The sequence below is a fragment of the Gordonia polyisoprenivorans NBRC 16320 = JCM 10675 genome (assembly GCF_000241325.1).
Taxonomy (GTDB): Bacteria; Actinomycetota; Actinomycetes; order Mycobacteriales; family Mycobacteriaceae; genus Gordonia; species Gordonia polyisoprenivorans.
In genome coordinates, this window is record NZ_BAEI01000059.1 from 68649 (window position 1) to 90668 (window position 22020).

The 22020-nt window shown below is 69.3% G+C and carries 20 protein-coding genes and 1 riboswitch; of the genes, 6 read left to right on the forward strand and 14 right to left on the reverse strand.

Annotation, left to right across the window (positions count from 1 at the left end):
- Positions 1-51 precede the first annotated feature (51 nt).
- Both GOPIP_RS14835 and mptB read left to right on the forward strand, forming a co-directional pair.
- Positions 52-1206: a polyprenyl synthetase family protein gene (locus GOPIP_RS14835; protein ID WP_014360363.1), complete on the forward strand. Its 1155-nt coding sequence runs from the start codon at positions 52-54 to the stop codon at positions 1204-1206.
- A 3-nt stretch (positions 1207-1209) separates the two neighbouring features.
- Complete coding sequence (mptB, locus tag GOPIP_RS14840) at positions 1210-2763, forward strand: polyprenol phosphomannose-dependent alpha 1,6 mannosyltransferase MptB (RefSeq protein ID WP_035728105.1); 1554 nt, start codon at positions 1210-1212, stop codon at positions 2761-2763.
- Between the two features lie 3 nt (positions 2764-2766).
- Here the strand turns inward: mptB and GOPIP_RS14845 are convergent, their stop codons facing one another.
- Together GOPIP_RS14845 and GOPIP_RS29110 are read right to left on the reverse strand one after the other, a co-directional pair.
- Positions 2767-3132 (reverse strand): Rv2175c family DNA-binding protein, encoded by a 366-nt coding sequence (locus tag GOPIP_RS14845; RefSeq protein WP_006370522.1) that lies wholly within the window; start codon positions 3130-3132, stop codon positions 2767-2769.
- Positions 3129-3455: a hypothetical protein gene (locus GOPIP_RS29110; RefSeq protein ID WP_035728107.1), complete on the reverse strand. Its 327-nt coding sequence runs from the start codon at positions 3453-3455 to the stop codon at positions 3129-3131. The genes GOPIP_RS14845 and GOPIP_RS29110 overlap by 4 nt, the downstream gene beginning before the upstream one ends.
- 18 nt (positions 3456-3473) lie before the next feature.
- Between GOPIP_RS29110 and GOPIP_RS14855 the strand changes: the two genes are divergently transcribed.
- A complete protein-coding gene (locus GOPIP_RS14855; RefSeq protein WP_035728109.1) occupies positions 3474-4661 on the forward strand; it encodes a protein kinase domain-containing protein in 1188 nt (395 codons plus the stop codon).
- Positions 4662-4714: 53 nt separating this feature from the next.
- On the opposite strand, the gene GOPIP_RS14860 is transcribed toward GOPIP_RS14855, so the two are convergent.
- Complete coding sequence (locus tag GOPIP_RS14860; protein WP_035728110.1) at positions 4715-6121, reverse strand: class II 3-deoxy-7-phosphoheptulonate synthase; 1407 nt, start codon at positions 6119-6121, stop codon at positions 4715-4717.
- A 104-nt stretch (positions 6122-6225) separates the two neighbouring features.
- Complete coding sequence (locus tag GOPIP_RS14865) at positions 6226-6717, reverse strand: polyadenylate-specific 3'-exoribonuclease AS (protein ID WP_006370525.1); 492 nt, start codon at positions 6715-6717, stop codon at positions 6226-6228.
- Between the two features lie 71 nt (positions 6718-6788).
- Here GOPIP_RS14865 and GOPIP_RS14870 point away from each other — a divergent pair, with 71 nt between their 5' ends.
- On the forward strand, positions 6789-8120 hold the full coding sequence (locus GOPIP_RS14870; RefSeq protein WP_035728112.1) for a glycosyltransferase 87 family protein: 1332 nt from the start codon (positions 6789-6791) through the stop codon (positions 8118-8120).
- A 12-nt stretch (positions 8121-8132) separates the two neighbouring features.
- Here GOPIP_RS14870 and GOPIP_RS14875 read toward each other — a convergent pair whose 3' ends face one another.
- From GOPIP_RS14875 to GOPIP_RS14900, 6 genes are all read right to left on the reverse strand, one after another.
- Positions 8133-8840 (reverse strand): lysophospholipid acyltransferase family protein, encoded by a 708-nt coding sequence (locus tag GOPIP_RS14875; RefSeq protein ID WP_006370527.1) that lies wholly within the window; start codon positions 8838-8840, stop codon positions 8133-8135.
- Between the two features lie 229 nt (positions 8841-9069).
- Positions 9070-10047, reverse strand: coding sequence for an ROK family protein (locus tag GOPIP_RS14880; protein WP_014360370.1), 978 nt, complete (start codon positions 10045-10047; stop codon positions 9070-9072).
- Positions 10047-10550 carry a hypothetical protein gene (locus GOPIP_RS14885; protein WP_006370529.1) on the reverse strand — a complete coding sequence of 168 codons (504 nt, stop codon included), beginning with the start codon at positions 10548-10550 and terminating at the stop codon, positions 10047-10049. The genes GOPIP_RS14880 and GOPIP_RS14885 overlap by 1 nt, the downstream gene beginning before the upstream one ends.
- Before the next feature lie 120 nt (positions 10551-10670).
- The gene (locus tag GOPIP_RS14890) at positions 10671-11849 is read right to left on the reverse strand and encodes an ArsA family ATPase (protein ID WP_006370530.1); all 1179 of its coding nucleotides are present in this window, start codon (positions 11847-11849) and stop codon (positions 10671-10673) included.
- A gap of 20 nt (positions 11850-11869) precedes the next feature.
- A complete protein-coding gene (locus tag GOPIP_RS14895; RefSeq protein WP_006370531.1) occupies positions 11870-12307 on the reverse strand; it encodes an SRPBCC family protein in 438 nt (145 codons plus the stop codon).
- Positions 12307-12729, reverse strand: coding sequence for a hypothetical protein (locus GOPIP_RS14900; protein WP_006370532.1), 423 nt, complete (start codon positions 12727-12729; stop codon positions 12307-12309). Before GOPIP_RS14900 ends, GOPIP_RS14895 begins: the two co-directional genes overlap by 1 nt.
- A 196-nt stretch (positions 12730-12925) precedes the next feature.
- Between GOPIP_RS14900 and GOPIP_RS14905 the strand changes: the two genes are divergently transcribed.
- Positions 12926-14728: an AMP-dependent synthetase/ligase gene (locus tag GOPIP_RS14905; protein WP_006370533.1), complete on the forward strand. Its 1803-nt coding sequence runs from the start codon at positions 12926-12928 to the stop codon at positions 14726-14728.
- Between the two features lie 49 nt (positions 14729-14777).
- On the opposite strand, the gene GOPIP_RS14910 is transcribed toward GOPIP_RS14905, so the two are convergent.
- The 4 genes from GOPIP_RS14910 to GOPIP_RS14925 form a co-directional block, all read right to left on the reverse strand.
- Positions 14778-15905, reverse strand: coding sequence for a glycosyltransferase family 4 protein (locus GOPIP_RS14910; protein ID WP_006370534.1), 1128 nt, complete (start codon positions 15903-15905; stop codon positions 14778-14780).
- 19 nt (positions 15906-15924) lie between these two features.
- The gene (locus GOPIP_RS14915; RefSeq protein ID WP_035728133.1) at positions 15925-17445 is read right to left on the reverse strand and encodes a peptidase MA family metallohydrolase; all 1521 of its coding nucleotides are present in this window, start codon (positions 17443-17445) and stop codon (positions 15925-15927) included.
- A 106-nt stretch (positions 17446-17551) separates the two neighbouring features.
- Complete coding sequence (locus GOPIP_RS14920; RefSeq protein WP_370530218.1) at positions 17552-18619, reverse strand: NlpC/P60 family protein; 1068 nt, start codon at positions 18617-18619, stop codon at positions 17552-17554.
- A 154-nt stretch (positions 18620-18773) separates the two neighbouring features.
- The gene (locus GOPIP_RS14925) at positions 18774-19361 is read right to left on the reverse strand and encodes a C40 family peptidase (RefSeq protein ID WP_006370537.1); all 588 of its coding nucleotides are present in this window, start codon (positions 19359-19361) and stop codon (positions 18774-18776) included.
- A 16-nt stretch (positions 19362-19377) separates the two neighbouring features.
- Positions 19378-19547: riboswitch (cyclic di-AMP (ydaO/yuaA leader) on the reverse strand.
- Positions 19548-20152: 605 nt separating this feature from the next.
- On the opposite strand from GOPIP_RS14925, the gene GOPIP_RS14935 reads away from it, so the two are divergent.
- A complete protein-coding gene (locus tag GOPIP_RS14935; RefSeq protein WP_035728119.1) occupies positions 20153-22015 on the forward strand; it encodes a DEDD exonuclease domain-containing protein in 1863 nt (620 codons plus the stop codon).
- The last annotated feature ends 5 nt before the right edge of the window (positions 22016-22020 follow it).

The following is a 22020-nucleotide window of genomic DNA, read 5'->3' on the forward strand; positions in this document are numbered from 1 at the left end:
CAGGCACTCCGGGCGTGTCTGTTCGTGGGAGACATGCCCTAGCCTGAGGGAGTGAGCCCGACCGCACCGCCGCCCGCCGCAGAGCCGACGTCGTTGTCGGAGGTACCCGACGCCACGGGCGTGGTCCTCGAGCGCTTCTTCGACGCCACGTTGCCGGTCGCCGGTGCCATCTCGCCGGTCGTGGGGCGCGCCGCCGACATCGTCGCCGACTTCGTCCGGCTCGGCGGCAAACGGGTTCGGCCGATGTTCGCCTACGCGGGCTGGTTGGCCGGGATGAGCAGCCCCGAGAGGCGCCCGCCCCATCCCGAGCAGTCCGTCGCCGATGCGTTGCGGGTCTGTGCCGCACTGGAACTCGTGCAGGCATGTGCACTGATCCACGACGACATCATCGATCATTCCGACACCCGCCGCGGTCGGCCGACGGTGCATCGGCGCTTCGAGACCGCCCATCGCGACGCCGGGTGGTCCGGTGACGGAGCCCGCCACGGTGTCGCCGCGGCCATCCTCGCCGGTGATCTCGCGCTGGCCTGGGCCGACGACCTCGTCGGCGGTCACAGCCCGGCCGGCCCGGACACCGGTGCACCCGCACCGAATCCGCTTCCGGCCGAGGTGTCGGCGGTCTGGGCGGCGATGCGCACCGAGGTGCTCGGCGGGCAGTATCTCGACATCGTCAACGAGGTCAGCGGCGACGACACCGTCGAATCCGCCTATCGGGTGATGGAATTCAAGACCGCCGCCTACACCGTTGCACGTCCTCTCGAGCTGGGGGCCCGCATGGCCGGCGCACCTGCCGCACTGCTCGACGACCTGCGCTCGGTGGGCCACGATCTGGGCATCGCCTTTCAGCTGCGCGACGATCTGCTCGGGGTGTTCGGCGACCCGGATCGGACCGGTAAGCCCTCCGGCGACGATCTCGCCGAGGGTAAGCGCACCGCGCTTCTGGCGTTGGGCCTCGAGCGCGCCGAGCTGCGCGACCCCCGGTCAGCGGCGGTGTTGCGCGACGCGGTCGGCCGCCGTCTCGACGACCACGAATTGAACCGCATCCGTGAGCTTCTCGTCGACGTGGGGGCCGTCGAGGAGATCGAACGCCGCGTCACCGCTCTGCTCGACGCCGCCGTTGCCCGGCTCGAACGCGCCGAGATCGGCACCGACATCCGGGCCGACCTGATCGCGATGGCCGGTCGGATCGCCCACCGCGAGGCCTGACTCATGTTCTCGCGCAGTCGAGTTGTGACGGCGATCGGCCGGCCCGCGCTCGCGCATCCGGCCCCGCCGCCGCGCCTGCCCACCGAGATCTGGCTCGGCGGGATCGGGGCGATCGCGGTGTGTCTGGGCGGCTTCTCGGTCGCCGACATCCCACGCAACCACCCGGGTCTGCAGGACGTGGGACTCGACGCGATCACCTACGGCCACGGAAAGACGTTGGGCGCGGTCGTGTTCTGGCTCGGCGTCGCATTGATGGTGTTCGCGTGGATGAGAGTGGGTCGCCGACTGTGCGCGCCGGTTGCCGGCGACCCCCTCCTGAGCCTGACCACACTGCGGTGGACCGTGATCGGGTGGGCCGCACCGCTGTGCGTGACCGTGCCACTGTTCAGTCGCGATGTCTACGCCTACCTCGGCCAGGGGGTGGTCTTCGCCGCCGGATTCGATCCCTACGCCGACGGACCGGCCCACCATCCCGGTCCCGTACTCGACAGCATGGCGCAGGTGTGGGCGTCGACGACGGCGCCGTACGGCCCGATGTTCATGGCGATCACCCGAGGTGTGGTGGCCGTGTCGGGTGAGCACGTGCTCACCGGTGTCTGGTTGATGCGTCTGGTGCTGTTGCCCGGACTCTTGTTGTCGCTGTGGGCCGTTCCACGTCTGGCGACCCATTTCGGCGCGTCACCGGAGGTCGGGGTGTGGCTGGCGTTGCTCAATCCGATGGTGTTGATCCACCTCGTCGGCGGCCCGCACGTGGAACTGCTGATGATGGGTGTGCTGGCCGCCGGACTCGCACTGACCGTCGCCGGCCGGCACATCAGCGGTCTGGCGGTGCTCGGGCTGGCCGTGTCGATCAAGGTCACCGCGGGTGTGGCGATCCCGTTCGTGGTGTGGATCTGGCTCTCGCACATCCGATCCGAACGCAAGGTCACCGGCGGCGATGTCGCGCGGGTGTTCGCGGTGGTGATCGCCGTGCCGGTCGCGGTGTTCGCCGCCTGGACCGCCGCGCTCGGCCTGGGACTGGGCTGGCTCACCGGGCTGGGCTGGGCCGACCAGATCATCAACTGGTTCACGCTGCCCACTGCCGCAGCACATCTGGTGACGCTGGTCGCGGCACCGTTCACCTCACTGAATCTGTGGCCGGTCCTCACCGTCACGCGGGCGATCGGTGCGGTGTGTCTGGCGATCATTCTCGTGGCGTTGTGGTGGCGCCACCGCGCCGACGAACGCAGCGCGATCGCCGGACTGGCCTGGGCGATGCTGGCGGTGCTGCTGCTCGAACCCTCGACACTGCCCTGGTACTACACGTGGGTCCTCGTCGTCGCGGTCGCGTTCACGCTGCCCGGCTGGGTCCGCGCCGTCGTGGTCGGTGTGTCGACGTTCATGTTGATCGTCTTCCAGCCGGACGATTCGATCGTCTTCTACAAGCTGCCCGAGGTCGCGTTGGCCGCCGCACTGTCGCTACTCGCCGCCATCTCGCTGCTGCGCCCCGACCCGCTGCGCCTGGGCGCCCTGGCCCGCCGGTTGTGGGGCGCCGAACCCGGCGGGTCCCGAAGGTAAGCCCTAGAACGCCTGTGCCTGCGCGCGTCGGATGACCTCGCGTGCCGAGTGCGTGTGCAGCGCCGCCGCCGGATGCATCTGCAGATCGTCGAGCTCGGTGAACAGCCAGCGCAGCGCCTCGTCGCGGGTGAATCCGCCGTCGAGCAGGACATCGACGAGGCCGGTGAAGTGCTTGGCGATACCGAGGTCGTCGAAGAACAGGCAGGGCACCGCGGGCTCGCCGTCTCGGGAGACGGCCAGCAGGCGGTGGTCGCGGATCAAGGTGCGCACGCGATTGGTCGACACGCCCAACCGTCGGGAGACCTCGTCGATCGAATACGTCTCGACCTCGGCCGGGATGACATCGTGCGAGAGGGGAAGTGAACTCACGGCCCAGAGATTACCGTCTCGCGGGCCGTGTCTTCACCTGGTTCGCCGCCACCACCGCCGGGCCCGGTGCGCAGCACCGCAGTGGTTACGGTGCGCAGCACCGCAGTGGTTACGGTGCGCAGCACCGCAGTGGTTACGGTGCGCAGCACCGCAGTGGTTACGGTGCGCAGCACCGCAGTGGTTACGGTGCGCAGCACCGCAGTGGTTACGGTGCGCAGCACCGCAGTGGTTACGGTGCGCAGCACCGCAGTGGTTACGGTGCGCAGCACCGCAGTGGTTACGGTGCGCAGCACACCGGTGGTTCCGGGGCGCAGCGCCGCCACCCGGGTAGATTCACTGTCGTGCAGGCAGGGGTCGACGAGCTGATCGGGGCGGTGCTGGAGGACCGCTACCGCATCGACGCGCCCATCGCCCGTGGCGGCATGTCGGCGGTGTACCTCGCTCTCGATCTTCGGCTGGGCCGCGACGTCGCCGTCAAGGTGATGGACACCCGCTACGCCGCGGACCCACAGTTCTTGCGCCGCTTCGAGTTCGAGGCGCGAGCGGTGGCCGGTCTGAAACATCCCGGGCTCGTCGCGGTCTACGACCAGGGCATCGACGATGGGGTCGCGTTCCTGGTGATGGAACTCGTGGAGGGCGGCAGTGTCCGAGAACTGTTGCGCGAGCGCGGTCCGATGCCCCCGCATGCGGTGGTCGCCGTTGCCGATCCGGCGCTGGGCGGACTGGGTACGGCACACGCGGCCGGCCTGGTACATCGCGACATCAAACCCGAGAACGTGCTGATCTCCGATGCCGGCGAGGTCAAGGTCGCCGATTTCGGGCTGGTCCGCGCGGTCGCCGAATCGGGGGTCACCTCGGCCAGCGTCATCCTCGGTACCGCCGCCTACCTCTCCCCCGAGCAGGTCGAGTCCGCGACCGCCGATGCCCGCAGCGACGTCTACTCGATGGGGGTCATGCTCTTCGAATTGCTCACCGGGCGTACGCCGTTCCGCGGCGATACGCCACTGGCACTGGCGTACCAGAGACTGACCTATGACGTGCCGGCACCCGGTGACGTGATCGCCGGGGTACCGGTCGAACTCGACGAGGTGGTGTTACGGGCGACCGAACGCCGCCCGGCCGATCGCTATGCGAACGCCTTCGAGATGCGGGAGGCACTGCTCGACGTGGCCGAGGATCTCGATCTGCCGCCGTTCACCGTGCCGGCCCCACGACGCTCCGCCGAGCGGGAGACGATGGCCCGCCGTCGTGCGGCGGTCAGCCCACACGGCACCCGGGTTGCCTCGCGGCCCGGGTCCCGATCGACGACCGACGCGCCACCGACGAAGGCGTCGGCGCTGATCGATCGCGATGCCGCACCCGGACCCGCTACGCGCGACCGCGGCAGTGCGCAGGGCCTGCCCGAGCCGTTCGACGATCCCGCCGACGGGCGGCTGCACGCACTGATCTGGCTGGTGATCGTGCTCATCGCGGCGGCCGCGGCGGGTGGCGCCGGATGGTGGGTCGGCTCCCAGTTGCTGCTCTCCTGAGAGAGCAGCACCCGAAAGCCCCGGCAACCGAAAGCCCCCGGCATCCGAAAACCTCAGCCGCGCAACATCTCCGCGACGAGGAACGCCAGCTCCAGCGATTGCTGGGTGTTCAGGCGCGGGTCGCATGCCGTCTCGTAGCGCCCGGCGAGGTCGAGGTCGGAGATGTCCTGTGCACCACCGAGGCACTCGGTCACGTCCTCGCCGGTGAGCTCGATGTGGATGCCACCGGGGTGGGTTCCCAGTGCGTGGTGGACCTCGAAGAATCCCTGCACCTCGTCGACGACACGGTCGAAGTGGCGTGTCTTGTAGCCGGTGGGCGAGGAGTGGGTGTTGCCGTGCATCGGGTCGCTCTGCCAGATCACCTTGTGCCCGCTCGCCTCGACCGCGGTGACGATCGGTGGCAACACGTCGCGGACTTTGCCGTTGCCCATCCGGGCCACCAGGGTGAGCCGGCCGGGCTCGTTGTACGGGTCGAGACGTTCGACGTACTCGACGGCCTGCTCGGGGGTGGTGGTCGGACCGATCTTGATGCCGATCGGGTTGCGGATCAGCTCGGCGAAGGCGATGTGGGCACCGTCGAGTTGGCGGGTGCGCTCACCGATCCACAGGAAGTGCGCCGACAGGTCGTAGAGCACCTTGCCGTCGGCGCCGACGCTCGGGTCCTCGGGCGCCTCGGCCAGGCGCAGCAGGGCCCGTTCGTAATCGAGAACCAGTGCCTCGTGCGAGGCAAAGATGTCGGCGGCGCCCAGCGAGGAGTCGGAGACCCCGCACGCATCCATGAAGCGCAGACCCCGGTCGATCTCCGAGGCCAGCGCCTCGTAGCGGGCGCCGGCCGGGGAGGTGCGGACGAATTCCCGGTTCCAGTCGTGGACGCGCCGCAGGTCGGCCTCCGAGTGGGTCAGCGCGCGAACCAGATTCATCGCCGCGGCGGCGTTGGCGTAGGCGCGCACCAGTCGTGAGGGGTCGTGGATGCGGGTGGCCTCCTCGGCCGGGAACCCGTTGACCATGTCGCCGCGATAGGACGGCAGGCCCAGGGCGTCGGTGTCGGCGGAGCGGGGTTTGGCGTACTGACCGGCGATGCGGGCGACCTTGACCACCGGCAGGCTCGCGCCGTAGGTGAGTACGACGGCCATCTGCAGCAGCGTGCGGATGTTGCCCTTGATGTGGGGCTCGGTGTTGTCGGCGAAGGTCTCGGCGCAGTCGCCGCCCTGCAGAAGGAAGGCCCGGCCCTGTGCGACCTCGGCGAGTTGTCCGGCGAGCGTGCGGACCTCGGCGGGCATACAGATGGGCGGCACCGACTCGAGCACTGTCCGCATGCGCCGCGCGTCCTCGGCGGGCCAACTCGGTTGCTGCAGCGCGGGACGGGCCAGCGCGTCGGCGAAACGCGCCTGCAGGTCGCCGGGCAGCGGCGGGAGTTCGGGCAGTTCGTCGATCGGAACGTCTACGGTCCAGTTCACCACCGCTCCAGCGTAGCGAGGCCGGGGTCGCAAACGTGCATCGGCCGAGATTGATCAGGCGCAACACAGCGAGGCCGGGGTCGCAAACGCGCATCGGCCGAGATTGATCAGGCGTCGGGCTGCCGTGCCTGTTCGATCGCCTGCCACTTGCGCCAGTTGTGGCGAGCATCACTGAGTGCGTCGTGGGCGTCGGTGGGTGCCGACGGCAGGGGTGGGCGCCCCGCGTATTCCCAGTGCTGACGCAGTTCGCGGGTGAAGCGCGGGATCGTTCGCGGCAACGCGGTCATCGGACCCCACAGCTGGCACAGCACGACGTGGTCGTAAGCGCCCACCCAGGCCCACAATTCGACGTCGCCGGGCTCCGCGGTGAGGAAGTCCAGGAGGTCGTCACGGATGGCGCGCCGGGACCGCCACGCCCGTGACGCCGGCGACGGCAGCTTGGGCAGCACGTTCGCCCGAACCCAGTCCCCGGCCCGGCCCGGATCGAACTCGGTGGACACCGCGTAGAATTCTCGACCGTCCTCGGCGACGACACCGATCGAGATGAGATCGATCGTGGTGCCGTCCTCGATAAACTCCGAGTCGTAGAAGAACCGCATACTGGTAAGTATCACCCGCCACCCGGCGAGGGTCGCCGCCGGAGAGGAACGAAGAGCCCGTCATGACGACAATGCTGACTTCGGTGGATGAGCGGTTGCGCCGCTGGTCGCCGACCCGGCGCGCGCGCATCGTCATCGGCGTGATCTTCCTCGCCTCGGCGGGGATGCAGATGTTCGGGGTGCCGTTCACCTCCAGCTTCGGCACCCGGACCCGCATCGACCTCGACGTCTACCGGATCGGTGCGCAGATCTGGCAGCAGGGCCAGAGCCTGTATGCCGACGGGTCGATGCCGTTCACGAGCGATGGCATCTGGTTGCCGTTCACCTATCCGCCGTTTGCCGCCCTCGGCTTCGTCCCGCTCGGTGCCATGCCCCTGGCGGTGGCCGGGGTGGTGATGTCTGTGCTCACCATCGCGCTGCTGGTGCTCATCGTCCACATCGTGCTGTCGCTGTTGTCGGTGGGCGCCCGCACGAACCGTTGGTGGCTCGCAGCACTCGTCGCCGCGGGTGCACTGTGGCTCAATCCGGTGTGGATGACGATGGGTTTCGGTCAGGTCAACGTCATCCTGATGGCGATGATCCTGCTCGACGTCTTCGTCATCGCACGCGTGCGCAAGCCCTGGACGCGGGCGCAGGGCATCCTGGTGGGTCTGGCCTCGGCGATCAAGCTGACCCCGCTGGTGTTCATCGCCGTCTTCGCCGTCGCCCGCCGCTGGCGCGCAGCCGCCACCGCCGGACTCACCTTCGTGCTGGCGGGCGCGTTCGCGGCGGTGTGGCTACCGCGCGATTCGTTGGGTTACTGGACGCACACGCTGTTCCACACGACGCGGATCGGCGATCCGGCCGGACGCATCAACCAGAACCTCAACGCGGCATGGGTGCGCATCCTGCCGGGCGTCGACGGTCAGATCGCCTGGGTGCTCAGTTCGCTGGCGGTCACCGTGCTGGCGTTGTGCGCGGTGCACGTCTGCCGTCCCCGGGAGGCGTTCGCGGCGGACGCCGGCCCCGCGGCGCGGATCAACGCGGTGCTGGCGACCTGCGCGATCGCGGTCTGGGGTCTGCTCGTCTCCCCCACCTCGTGGGCGCATCACTGGGTGTGGGCGATCCCGCTGATCCTGACCGCCATCACGGTCGCCGCGCGCACGTCGTCTCGCGGCACCCGGATCGCCCATCTCGGGTTGGCCGCGCTCGGGCTGATCCTGTTCTCCCTCGGGCCTTTTCAGTTCCTCCCACAGAGTTCGGCCTCGTGGTCGGTGCTCGCGCAGATCGTCGGGAGTTCGTATTCGATCTGGGGTATTGCCGCCCTCGTGGTGATCTGGCGGTTCCCGGCCGAAGGCTTGCGCGCGCCGAGCATCGACGAGGCCACCGGCCGGGCCGAACTCGCCCAGACCCACACGAGCTAGGCGCTCGCCCGCTCAGGCTGCGGGCTTGGACTCCACGGCGTCGGCGGGCGAACGCTCCTTGAGGCTGGCCGCGTAGACGTCGACGTACTGCTGACCCGACAGACGCATCAGCTCGTACATGATCTCGTCGGTGACGGCGCGTTCGATGAACCGGTTGCCCTGCATGCCCTCGTAGCGATCGAAGTTCAGCGGCTTACCCACCCGGACGGTGACCTTGGTCGGCCGAAACATCACCGTCCCAGGCGGATTGAACTTGTTGGTACCGATCATCGCGACCGGGATCACCGGCACCCCGGTCTCCAGAGCGATCCGCGCGAGCCCGGTCTTGCCCTTGTAGAGCCGACCGTCGGGTGATCGGGTGCCCTCGGGGTACATGCCCATCAGCTCACCCTTTTCGAGCTGCCGGCTCGCCGCGGTCAATGCACCGGCGGCCGCCTCCGCCCCGGACCGGTCGATGGGGATCTGCCCGACCGCGGTGTAGAACCACCGCTGGAATCCACCCTTGAGCCCGGTACCGGTGAAGTACTCGGCCTTGGCCAGGAAGTAGATGCGACGCGGGCACATCAGCGGGAGGAAGAAACTGTCCATCACCGCCAGGTGGTTGCTGGCCAGGATGGCCGGTCCGCGCGCCGGAATGTTCTCCAGCCCTTCGATCGTCGGCCGCCCCAACAACCGGAGCAGCGGGCCCAGCAGCACGTATTTGAACACCTGGTACCACATCGCGTGTGTCACTACCCTTCGTCGCACCGACGAGCGCTTTCCGGCCACTCGATCCGGTTGTGAACTCTACTCACCCCAGCCGGTGCCCGTGAGACATCGGCCACCCGACGGACAGGACTGTGGCATCCGCCGACGCCGCCATGGGGTTCCGGTCGCCATCACGCATGGGCCATCGGGCGCCGTCGGACATCGAGGTCATCGGACATCGGGACATCGGGACATCGGGACATCAGACATCGGCGACCTGCGGCACGCGCGCACTGATCCCCTGGCGGGCGACCTCGGCGGCACCGAGCACCCCCGCGTTCTCACCGAGTTGCGTACCGCGGATGCGCGCGAGCTGCCGATGGCCGGCCCCGGTGATCAGACGCGCATAGTGTTCGCGGGCCTCATCGAGGTACAGCCCCGACGCGGTCCCGACACCGCCGGCGATGACGATGAGATCGGGGTCGAAGACGTCGGCGATCATCGCCAGCCCCTGGCCGAGCGAGGCGGCGAACTCGGCGAAGGCGGCCACCGCCACCGCGTCGCCGTCGGCGGCGGCACCGGCCACCCGTCGGCCGGTCAACGACCCGGGGTCGGCGGCCACGTCGGTCGCGAGCTGGCTGCGACCCCAGTCGCCGTCGGCAAGCAACTCGACCACCGTGTCGACCAAAGCCGTTCCGCTGCAGTACCTTTCCCAACATCCGCGCTTACCGCAGGAGCATGGACGGCCGTCCGGGACGATGGTGAGGTGCCCGAGCTCCGGTGCGACACCGAAGCTGCCGCGATAGATCTCCCCGTCGATCAGCAGCCCCGCACCGATGCCGGTGCCGATCGCCAGCACCAGCACATTGTGTCCGCGGGCCGCCGCCCCGTAGTGACGTTCGGCCACCGCGGCCGAGTTCGCGTCGTGTTCGGTGAACACCGGGATACCGATGCGCGCGGTCATCTCCTCGGCGACCCGGGCCTCCCGCCATGGCAGATGGGGGGCGAATCGCACCACCTCGCGATCGGGGGTGAGGAAGCCCGCGATCGCCATCCCGACGGCCTTGGCCGCCCAGCGCGAGGTCAGCTCGCCGACCAGACGGTCGAGGCAGTGTTCGAGGGCCTGGGCCGTCGGCGGGGTCGCCGCGCGCAGGGTGTCGAGCATGACGCCCGAGTCGTCGACCACGGCGGCACGCACGCTGGTGCCGCCGATGTCGATGCCGATTGTCAACTCGCCCATCACTTCTCACTTTCCGATGTCGGGTCGACCACACCGTGTTTGCGCGACGCACCGGTCGGCGGTGTCTGCGGGGCGGCCTCGAGTCGCACCGCGATCGGCTGGTAGCGCCGCGGTGGTGCCCCGGCGTCGGCGGGCGCGCTGCGCAAAGCCGCCGCGATCGCCTCCAGCAGGGTGATGAGTGCGGCGATCAGCCGCGCGAGCAGATCCCCGATCTCCTGCATCAGTGAGGTGATCTCACCGACGGCGGCCGCAGCCGATCCGTCGCCGAGGAAGGCACCGGCCGCGGTGGGACCGCCCGATCCGGACGCGGCCGGTCGTGCCGTGCCGGTGGGCCCCGTTCTGCCGGTGGGCCCCGATGCACCGGTGCCGAACCAACCCGCGACGACGTCGATCTGGGCGGCCAGCGCGAGCAGCAGGTCGCGTAGTGGGTCGCCCGTCGACTCGCCACCGCGCGCCGAACCCGACCCGGTGTCGGCGCCACGGCTGGTGTCGTCAGTGCTCATGCCCTCGCCTCATACGCTCGGCTCATCCGGTCGATACTCCATCTGGCGATTCGTGTGCACAAGCACGGTACCCTCTGCGGCACGCCCGCCTCCATTCCGGGGGCGCGCGCTTGCGCAGCCTCAGGCCTGACGGTCCCGTGGCCAGACGGCCGGATCCGGGGTGAAGCGCACCCTGATCCGTTGGCCGTCCCAGCTCGCCTCACCGACGTGGCAGCGCCGCAGCACCGACGGCAGCCGCACCGCGTGACGGAACCCGTCGACGGTGACGAGCAGGTCGTCGCCACTGCGGCCCAGGTCGAACCGGCTGGGGTCGGGCAGCCGCTGCTCCCACGACATCTCGAAGACGGTGTCGAGCCCCGTACCGGACACCGTCCTCACCTCGGCATCGCCGCTGCCGCGCGCGGCGCCGGTCGGTCGGGCAAGTGACACAGCGAGTTTGCGTAGCCGCGCCGGTCGATCCAGTGGGGCGGCGGCGAGCTCGACGGTGGAGACGGCCACGTGCGGGTCGTCGACGACCACCTCGACGGGCGCGCCGGCACCGACGCCCCGGTTCACCACGATCGATCGCATCGGAAATCCCATCAGGTCGGCGATCGCGAGATGTCGGGGGAGCGCACCGGCGCCGCGTGCGTCGGCCGCCACGACGAGATGCCCGGCGACGACGTGCGGATCGGTGAGCAACTCCGCGATGTCGTCGCAGTCGCCGGCGATGGCGTCGACGGCGGCGGTCAGCTGCGCGAGCATCGGTGTGTCGGCGGCCGCCGCGAGACGTCGGTGGCGCGGCCACAACCGTTCGAGGGCCTGCAGCAGGATCGTCGGCGCCCGCAGCAGGGAGTACGGATCGGCCACCCCGGACAGATCGACGACGATGCGTTCCCAGGTGCCGCTGGTGGCCTCGTCGCGGATGCGCCGCAGCAGCAGGAATTCCTCGACGCCCGGCAGCGCGGCGAGTTCGGCGGCGTCGATGCCGGCCAGCGTGGCCAGCACCGGCAACCTCGTCTTGGCGCCCCGGATACCGGCGGTGAGCAACTCGGCGAACACCGCCCAGGTCTTCTCCAGCGACTCCAGCCGGTCCAGGGTCAACAGGTGTACGCCCGAGGAGACCGCGACGCTCGAGCCGGGCATTCGGAAGACCCCCAACAGATCCGGGGTCGGTGAGAGCCGGTCGACGGTGATCAGTAGGGTGTGGCGGTCCGGCCGGGCCAGCGGTGCGCGGGCGCGGTTACGACCGCGGTCACGACGCAGTGCTCCGGCGGCCGCGACCACGGAGATCCCGGAACCCCCCGGCCCCAGCACCACGTGGATGGGAGTGAGATCGATCAGCCTTCGACCCTCTTCTTCAGGTCGTTGAGGGCGGCATCGGTGATGGCCTTCTCGGCGCGCCTCTTGAGTTGCCCGATCATCGGCACCATCAGGTCCACCATCAGTGTGTAGGTGACCTTGCTCGAGCCGGGCACCTGTTGGACGACCTCGTAGCGGCCCCGCTGATCGCGTTGCAGGTCACTGGAGACCAGCTCCCACGACACCCCGGTGCCGTCGGCGTCCCACTCGTACCGCAATTCGTAGGTGTCGCGCAGCACCCCGGCGTCGAGCACAAACCGTACCCGGCGCGCGCGACCCGCCGAATCCCGTTCGGTGACTTGGACTTCGCGGGCCGCACTGACCCATTCGGGATAGTTGTCGAAGTCGGCGATCACCGCCATGATGTCGGCGGCGTCGGCGTTGACCACGATCGAACGTTCCGTGCGGTCGGCCATCACGCACCCGTCCGGCCGGACGCGGCCGCGGGCTCGCCGACGCCGCGACCGTCCTCGAGGACGTCCTTGCACTCGAAGGCCATCACCTTGCCGGCCACCCGGCGCTGCCGGTTGAGTTCGGCGAGCAGGTCCGCGCGCTCTCGGTCCGACCGCCCGCCGCCGACCACCGACGCGGCCGGTTCGGCATGCAGGAAGTAATGCAGGACGAAACCGTCGAGCACGGGCTCGCACCAGATCTCCATCGTCCCGTCGATCGGCCCCGACACGCGCCAGCGCACCCCGGCGGCCGCCCGGTCCTCGACGACCTCGAGATGCAGATCGGGCCACCATCGGCGCCACCTGGTCCGGTCCCCCACCACGTCGGCCGCACTCACCGGGTCCGCGGCGACGAAGGTGTCGTCGGCAACCTGAATGCTCGTCACGACTCCAGCTTCACATATCGGCGCGGCCGATCGGTAGGCAACGTCTGCTCCGGCATCGTCTGCACCGCACGTACCTCGCGGCGAACCCGATCGGCGGCGCAACGACCTCACCCGGTCCCGGCCCACCCCGCCGCCTCGTGCCAACGGTCGTCGTTACGATGGTCAGGTCATCGTTGACGGTCGAAAGGTGCAGGATATGAGCGAGTACAGCGTTCCCGCGAGGTTCACCATCGAGGCCGATGAGAACGCCACCTCGATCATCTTCGGCATCGCCGAACGCACGCCGGGCCAAACCGTCTTCCGCCGCAAGGAGGGAGCGACATGGGAGCCGGTGCGCGCCGATGACATCGCCGCGCGGATCACCGCTCTGGCCAAGGGCTTGATCGCCTCCGGCGTACAGCCCGGCGATCGGGTGGCGCTGCTGTCGGCGACCCGCCTGGAATGGGTGCTGCTGGACTTCGCGATCTGGTCGGCCGGGGCGATCACCGTGCCGATCTACGACTCGTCGTCGAGCTCGCAGATCGAGTGGATCATGACCGACTCCGCGGCGTCGACGATCATCGTCGAATCCGACGAGCACCGGAAGCTCTACGAGGGCGCGAGTCTCGACCATCCGGTGCGGGTCCTGCAGATCGATCCGGCCGACGGGCCGGGCGCGCTCGAACAATTGACGACCGCGGGCGCCGAGGTCGACGACGACGAGGTCACCAAGCGTCGTGCGACGGTCCACGCGGGCGACCCGGCGACGCTGATCTACACCTCGGGCACCACCGGCCGCCCCAAGGGGTGCGAGCTGACACACGCCAACATGCTCTCGGAGGTCCGTGGGGTGCTCGAGGGCAACATGTCGCAGTTGCTCGCCCCCGGCAAGCGGTTGCTGATGTTCCTGCCGCTGGCCCATGTGCTGGCGCGCGCGATCACCCTGGTGGCCATGGAGGCCGGTGTCGAGGTGGGCTTCACCAACGACATCCCGGGCCTCGTACCGGAATTCGCGGTGTTCAAGCCATCGCTGATCCTCTCGGTACCCCGCGTGTTCGAGAAGGTCTACAACACGGCCCGCCAGAAGGCCCACGACGAGGGCAAGGGTCGGATCTTCGACATGGCGGCGGCCACCGCCATCGACCACGCTGCCGCCGCCGAACGCGGCGACGTCGGAATCGTGTTGCGCGCCAAGCACACCCTGTTCGACAAGCTCGTCTACGGCAAACTCCGCGCCGCGCTCGGCGGCGAGTGCGAGCTCGCGATTTCCGGGGGCGGGCCACTCGGGTCACGCCTGGGATTCTTCTTCTCCGGGATCGGTATCCCGGTCTACGAGGGCTACGGCCTGACCGAGACGACTGCGGCGGTGACCGTCAACACCCCGGGCGCGGTCAAGATCGGCACCGTCGGGAAACCGTTGGCGAGCAACGCCGTTCGGATCGCCGAGGATGGGGAGATCCTGCTGCGTGGCGGCGTGGTGTTCAAGGAGTACTGGCACAACGAGGAGGCCAGCGCCGCCGCCATCACCGACGGCTGGTTCCACACCGGCGATCTCGGATCACTCGACGACGAGGGGTTCCTGAAGATCACCGGGCGCAAGAAGGAACTCATCGTCACCGCGGGCGGCAAGAACGTCTCGCCCGCCGGCCTCGAGGATGTCATCCGTGCCGACGCCCTGGTCTCGCAGGCCGTCGTGGTCGGCGATCAGAAGCCGTTCATCGCCGCATTGATCACCGTCGACCCCGAGGCCTTCCCGGCGTGGAAGGAACGCAACGGCAAGCCCGCCGACGCATCGGTGGCCGACCTCGCCGACGACCCCGACCTACGCGCGGCGATCCAGTCGGCCGTCGACGAGGCCAACAAGACTGTCTCGCACGCCGAGTCGATCAAGAAGTTCCGGATTCTCGGTGACGATTTCAGCGAGGAGACCGGCGAGATGACCCCGACGCTGAAGGTCAAGCGCAACGTGGTCGTCGACAAGTACGCCGGCGACATCGACGCGCTCTACGCCAAGCGCTGAGTCGCCCGTCGGCGCCGCCTGGGTCGTCGACACCACCGGCCGGAGCCGATCACAGCAGCTGACGTAGCCGCGCGGCCATCTGCGACCACTGCCAGTGGTCCTCGACGAATCGGCGTCCCTGACGGCCCATCTCGGCGGCGGCGTCGCGATCGGAGAGGATCCCGATGAGCGCGAGCGCGACCCCGGCGACATCGGTGCCGTCGACGACGGTTCCGGTGACCCCCTCGCGGACGGTCTCCGGGGCGCCGCCGGAGAGGCCGGCGACCACCGGCACACCGCAGGACGACGCCTCCAGGTAGACGATGCCCAGGCCCTCGACGTCGAGGCCCTTGCCCCGGGTGCGCGCCGGCATGGCGAAGACGTCGGCGATGGTGTGGTAGGCGGCGAGTTCGGCGGCCGGGACCGGCCCGGTGAACAGGACGTGCTCACTGACGCCCTCCGCGTGGGCGATGTCGTGGAGCTTCTCGGCGTAGGGTCCGCCCCCGACGATCACGAGTGCGGCGTCGGCGATCTCCGATCGGATCAGCGGCAGTGCACGGATCAGGACGTCCTGCCCCTTGCGCGGCACCAGCCGTGACAGGCACAGGATGGTGGGTCGCTCACCGAGTCCCAGCTCGGCACGAAGTCGTCGGCGCGACGCAAGATCCGGAGCGAACCGGGTGACGTCGACGCCCGGCGGGAGATACTCCAATGCGGCACGCGGACCGAACGCCGACGCGAATCGGCCGCGGGTGTAGCGGCTGACGTAGGTGATGACGTCGGTGTGGTTGCCGATGTAGCGCAGGATGCCGCGCGCCCCCGGGATCATCGACCACCCGACCTCGTGCCCGTGTGTGCTGGCGATGATGCGGCGGGCCCCGGCCCGACGCAGATATCCCGACAGCACCGCCAACGGCGCGGCCGCCCCGAACCACACCGTCGAGATGTCTTCGTCCCGAATGATTTTCGCGGCGCGACGAGCGACGAATGGGGTGGGCAACATCAGCGTCGTCGGATGCCGATAGACCCGGTAGGGTACCGCGGCGTCGAACTCCTCGTGGCTGCGTCCGCGCCAGCGCGGGGCGTAGACCACCACATCGTCCGGATCCAGCAGATCCACGAGATTCTGCAGGTAGGACTGGATTCCGCCACGCCGCGGCGGAAAATCGTTGGTCACCAGGAGCGTTCGGTGCGTCACGCCACCATCCTTGCCGATCTCATCGCAGTTCGGCCGTCAGCCACGCCCGCCACCGGGCAACGAACTGGGCCCGCGTGATACCCAGGGTGGCCGACAACGCGGCATCGGCGCGCATGGCGTCGCTCGATGCACCCACCGCCACGTACAGCGCCCGCAGCCTGGGTTCGCCGAAAGTCGCCGCGACGAAGGTCGCCACCGACCAGGCCGACTGATAGGCCATCCGCGAGGACTCGGCGTCGACGGAGAACTGCTGATCGGTCGGCAGATCGGCCGGGGTGTCACCGGCCTGCACCGCGGCCGCGAGATCCGGGGCGGCATCGGCGGGACGTGTGTAGGTGCCCTTGCGCCCGACGTACTCGGCCACTCCCTCGGTGAGCCACATCGGCGCGGTGGTCGCGGTCTGCGCGCGGGTGGCGACGTGGGTGAGTTCGTGACGCAGGACCACGCCGAGTGCCGGTGCGGGCAGATCACGGGCCACCGGGGTGAGCAGGACACGCTGGCCCGTCACCGAGCCGGCGGACAGGTCGAGGTGGGCGTAGATGGTGGCGGCCGCGGCGGTGTCGGTGGCCGAGGCGGCCAGGGCGTGGAATTGGTCGTCGGCGGCAGTGCTCACCACCACCGAACGCTGGGGCCACCTGGTCCCCCAGAACGCCGATACCGCGGCGATCGCGCCGGGCAGCAGGGAACGGATGCGGGCAACCATCTCGGCGGTGGGGCCGGGCGCCGTCGAACCAGGGGCCACAGAGCCGGAAGCCACAGAGTTGGGCGCCACAGAGTTGGGGGCCGGTGCGCCGGAGGTGGCCGCGGAATCGTCGGCGCCGTCCGGATAGGACGCGATGACCGAGGTGCCACCCGCGGTGGGAACGTCGGCAACGGCCAGCGCCGGCAGGTCCCACATCTGCGTCGGCGGTGCGGGCTCACCGGCCAGGGTCGAGTCGCCGACCAGTTTCCAGGTGTCGTCGTAGCGGGCGGCGACGAGCTGGGTGTCGATCACCACCTCGTCCTCGTCGATGCCGGGGGTGCTCACACCGCCGAGCGCGACGTGCAGTTCGACCGGAGCCACCCAGGTGTCGGAGCTGCCCTGCTGATCCAGCCGTGCCTGGACGTCGGCGCCGACCAGGGTCTCGACTTCCTCGGTGGGAGCGAGCTGGTAACGGAACTCCTTGAGCTGCAGCCGTTTTCCGCGTCCCGGCGTGTCGGGGCGACGCACCGCCGACGACAGGTTGTCCTGTACGGTCTGCAACCGGGCGCGCAGCGCCGGATTGATCGACGGGTCGAGCAGCGCCGCGAGCTGATCGGGGGTGCCCGAGCGCAGCGCGGTCGACAGCGCGTCGAGGAGCTGTGTCACGCCCTGGGAGCGCTGGTCCAGATAGACGTTGCTCGTCGACACCGGTGCCGACGACGAACTCGTGCCGGAAACGACACCGTCACCGTCGCCTCCGCAGGCCGTGATCAGCAGTGACGTGACGACGAGCACCGCACCGGCGCTCGTGGTCACCCCGGTGCGCAGGGTCGCCGACCGCGGGCGGAGCACGCCCATCGCCCACCGCGGGCGGAGCACGCCCATCGCCCACCGCGGGCGGAGCCCGCCCATCGCCCACCGCGGGCGGAGCACGCCCATCGCCCACCGCGGGCGGAGCACGCCCCTAGTACCGACGCGCGGAGTTGTACGGTCCCGCGTCGTCGATGGGGACGACCTTGACCGGCACACCGAAGGTGGAGGCGTGGATCACGTAGCCGTCGCCGACGTACATGCCGACATGCGTGGCGTCGGGGTAATAGATGATGAGATCGCCGGGCTGCAGATCCTGGCGCGAGACCGGCGTGCCGCCGGCGAGTTGCGCCTCACTGGATCGCGGCAGGAGCTTGCCCGCCTGCTTGAACGCCCACACCATCAGGCCCGAGCAGTCGAATGAGTCGGGGCCGGTGGCGCCCCACACATAGGGATCGCCGATGCGGGTCAGCGCGGCCTGCACGGCGACGAGTGCGGGGGCTGTCCCGCGGGGTACGGCTGCGGGGTCGAAGTCGAAGCGCGGCCCCGCGAGCGCGGCGAGCTGCTTACCCGTCAGGCTCTGGTAGATCACCCGGATCTGGGCGGCCTGTAGCTGCAGTTCGGCCTGCTTCTTCTGCAGATCGCCCCGTACGCGTTCGGCGTCGGAGACCGCGCGGGTGGCTGTCGAGGCTGCCGTATTCGCGGCGTCGCGGTCCGAGACGGTTTGGGCGCGCACCTTTTTCAGCGCCGACAGATCGGCGGCGGCGCGACGCGAGACCATCTCCAACCCGGACATCTGGTCGAGCAGGGTCTGGGGCGAGTTGCTGGTGAGGACGGCGTAGAGCCGGTTGGACCGGCCACCCATATAGCTGATGCGCACCAGCGAATCGAAGCGCGTCTGCAGCTCGTTCAGCGACACCTGGGAGCGGTCGAGTGAACTCTGTGCGGCAGCGGCGGCCTTCTTGGACTGCGCGACGATGCCACGCTGTTTGTCGTACTCGATCTGCGCGTTGTGCATCTGTTCGGCCGAGGTCTCGGCCTCACGGCTCAGCGAGGTGTAACGCGCCAGCAGCTGATCCGCCGATTGCGGCGGGTCGGCCACGGCATGCGGCGTCCCGAACACCGCACCGATCTGCGTCAACGCGACCGCGAGCACCGCGATCACGGTGGTCAACGCCAGGCGCGCCGATCGGTTGGGACCGATCGCCGATCCGGCTCCCACGATTGTCACCACATTCCCCTTGCCACTTCCCCACCGACCCGGGCTCGTCACCTCTGCCTCAACCGGGGCGTCGTAGTCCTCGACGCGCTCGGGCGAATCGCGCTGTGCGCGATCCGCCCGAATACATGCTCACACGTTCTCACCGAGAGCGGGATCAGTATCGGCGAACCCCGGTCAGCGACCATGCGTTGACCGACGCCTTCTGCACCGGGACACCCTCGGTGGAGGCGTGGATGAACTGGCCGTTGCCGATGTAGAGACCGGCGTGGCTGCCACCGTTGAAGATCAGGACGTCGCCCGGCTGCGCGTCGGCGTAGTTCACCGCGCGTCCACCGCCGAGCTGGCCGTAGCTGTCGCGCGGGATCGTCTTGCCGGCCTGCTGGTAGGACCAGTAGACGAGACCGGAGCAATCGAAGGCATTGGGGCCGGCGGCGCCGTAGACGTAGGGCGCGCCGATCTTGGTTTCCGCGGCACGAACGGCCTTCTCGGCAGCACTCTGCACCGGGGCGGTGATGCCGCCACCACCCGGGCGGAACTGGTTCGGAACCTGATTCTGATCGATGCCGGGCACCGTGAACTTGCCGAGATTCGGGATCTCGATGGTCGCACTGGGCGCCGGAGCCGGTGCGGCAAGGGCCGGACCTGCGGCTACGGCGAGCGAGCCGACGGTCAGCGAGCCCGCGATCATCGCCTTCTTGGCGATGCCTCCGCGATTCGGCTGTTCCAAACGATGTTTGGCCACGAAACGAGTTCTCCTTTGGTTCTCCCTTGACCGCCTACCGAGTTAGCTGTCGGGTTCGGGCCGAGAGAATGGCCCTACGCGATCCGGACACAACTGTGTCCAGGGCGCGACTCACCCCAATCCGGATTGCTCCGAAAACGTGTGGTTCCCCGGTTCGTCCGTCGGACGATTGAGCGGTGATCTCCCCAGACCGCTTCGGTTTGAAGCGGGACGCTCTGTGAAGGTCTCGGAAAGGTTACGAAATCGGATGCGTGTCTGTCCACTAGGGGACAAAGGGCCCGATTCGCGGTGACGGCTAACCGGCTCGCAGAATCCGCAGACCCGGGCGCGAACCGGGTCCGCATGCAGGGCCGATGGCAAGTTTTGCCGATCGTGCAGACGCCGTGCTCACCATCGAAGCAGCAGCGAACACATCGACCGCGGAGCAGATCTCGGCGTCGGAATCCCCCACCTCGCGGGCCACCCGTCGACCACCGAGATCGTCCCCATCACCGCTGGTCACAGGCTCTACGAAGAGGTTCATCATGCAGCCGTCACACGCGCGGTGACGGCCCGGGCAGCTGGCGCAGTCGATGTACATTTGTGATCTCCATCTCACTTGCTGTCTGTCGGACGTGTCGGCGGGCGATTCATCCCGGTCCGCCCGTCCCGGCCCGTTGCGCAACGGGCCGGGCGAGCTCCGGTGTCGACCACCGCAGCCGACAGTAGAAGCGGCCACCGACAGAATCGGCGCGCCGCCGACGACGGGCCCGAGAACACACCGATCACAGCAGCCACTCGCACCCCAGCCAATGCTGTCGGTGGGTCGAACTAGTGTTCGCGGCGTGGTGGTTGATACGGCTCAGCTCTCCTTCGCCGACCTCGGCGCAGGAGCAGACACCGACGACGCGGGCTTCGGCGAGCAGTCCCTGTTCGATACGACGATCGTGGTGGTCGACCTGGAGACGACGGGGGGCGATCCGGCCCGCGACGCCATCACCGAGATCGGCGCGGTGAAGGTGCGCGGCGGCGAGGTGCTCGGTGAGTTCGCGACCCTCGTCGACCCGCAGCGGTCGATCCCGCCGCAGATCGTCGCGCTGACCGGGATCACGAGCGCGATGGTCTACGACGCCCCACAGATCGGGGAGGTGTTGTCCTCCTTCGTCGAGTTCGCGCGCGGATGCCTGCTGGTGGCCCACAACGCGCGCTTCGACATGGGATTCCTGCGCCACAACGCCGCGCGGCTCGACCTGGCCTGGCCGTTCCACACCAGCTTGTGCACCGTCCGGCTCGCGCGCCGCGTGCTGACCCGTGACGAGGCCCCCACCGTCCGTCTCGGTGCCCTCGCCGACCTGTTCGACGTCTCGGTGCGTCCGACGCACCGGGCCCTCGACGACGCCCGCGCCACCGTGGAGGTCCTGCATCGGCTCCTCGAGCGCATCGGCAACCAGGGGGTGCGCACCTACGCCGACCTGACCGCCTATCTACCCCGCGGCAACCCCCGCCTGCGCGCCAAACGCCATCTCGCCGAAGGACTTCCGGCACGACCAGGGGTCTACCTGTTCCGTGGACCGTCCGCCGAGGTGCTCTACGTGGGTACCGCGACGGATCTGCGACGCCGGGTGATGTCGTACTTCAACGGGTCCGACCCACGACCCCGGATCGCCGAGATGGTCAACCTCGCCGTCCGCGTCGACCACGTCGAATGCGCCCACGCACTCGAGGCCGGGGTCCGCGAACTGCGGTTGATCGTCGCGCACACGCCCGCCTACAACCGGCGCTCCACCCGTCCCCACCGTGGCTGGTGGATCACGCTGACCGGCGAGCGATTTCCCCGACTGCAGATCACCCGAACCCCCGGCACCGACTCCGTCGGACCGGTCGCCAATCGCAACCGCGCCGCCGAGATCGCGGAGCTGATCTCACGAGCCGCCGGACTGCGCACCTGTCGGGCCCGGATGCCGGGCGCCGCGACACACCATTGGTGCCGGACCCCCGCCGACGGTGGCGACGTCCTCGGCGGGTGCGCCGCGGCCACCGACCGTCCACTGACGGTCACCGACTACGTCGGCCGGGTACAGGCCGCCCACGATCTGCTCTCCGGCCGCGACTCGGCTCTGTTGTCAAGGCTCATCGACGAACTCGATCGGCTCACCGACGCGCAGATGTTCGAGACCGCGGCACGTCACCGCGATCGCGTCGCCGCGACCATCGACACGCTGGCACGCTGTCAGCGACTCTCGGCGCTCTGCCGGATCGCGGAGATCGTCGTCGCCCGGACCGACGGCGCGGGTGGTTGGGAGTTGGCCGTGATCCGACACGGTCGGCTGGCCTCGGCCGGGCACGCCCGACGGGGCGTGGCCCCCATGCCGGTCGTCGACGCGTTGGTCACCTCCGCGGAGACGGTGCTACCCGGGGAAGGGCCGCTGCTGGGTGCGTCCCCGGAGGAATCGGCACTGCTGTACCGGTGGCTCGGCGAGCCGGGCGTGCGGATCGTCGCCGGTTCCGAGGGATTCGCGTCACCGGTCGGATCGGCCGCGTGCCGCGGCGAGTGGGCGGCCGCGGCGCGCTCGGCCGCCGAGACCGCCGTGCCCCGCCGCCGGACGCCGGCCCCGCACCCGAAGGCCGTGGCGCAGCGCGCAAAGGCGGAACGGGCCGGGGGATCCACGCCCTAAGCTGA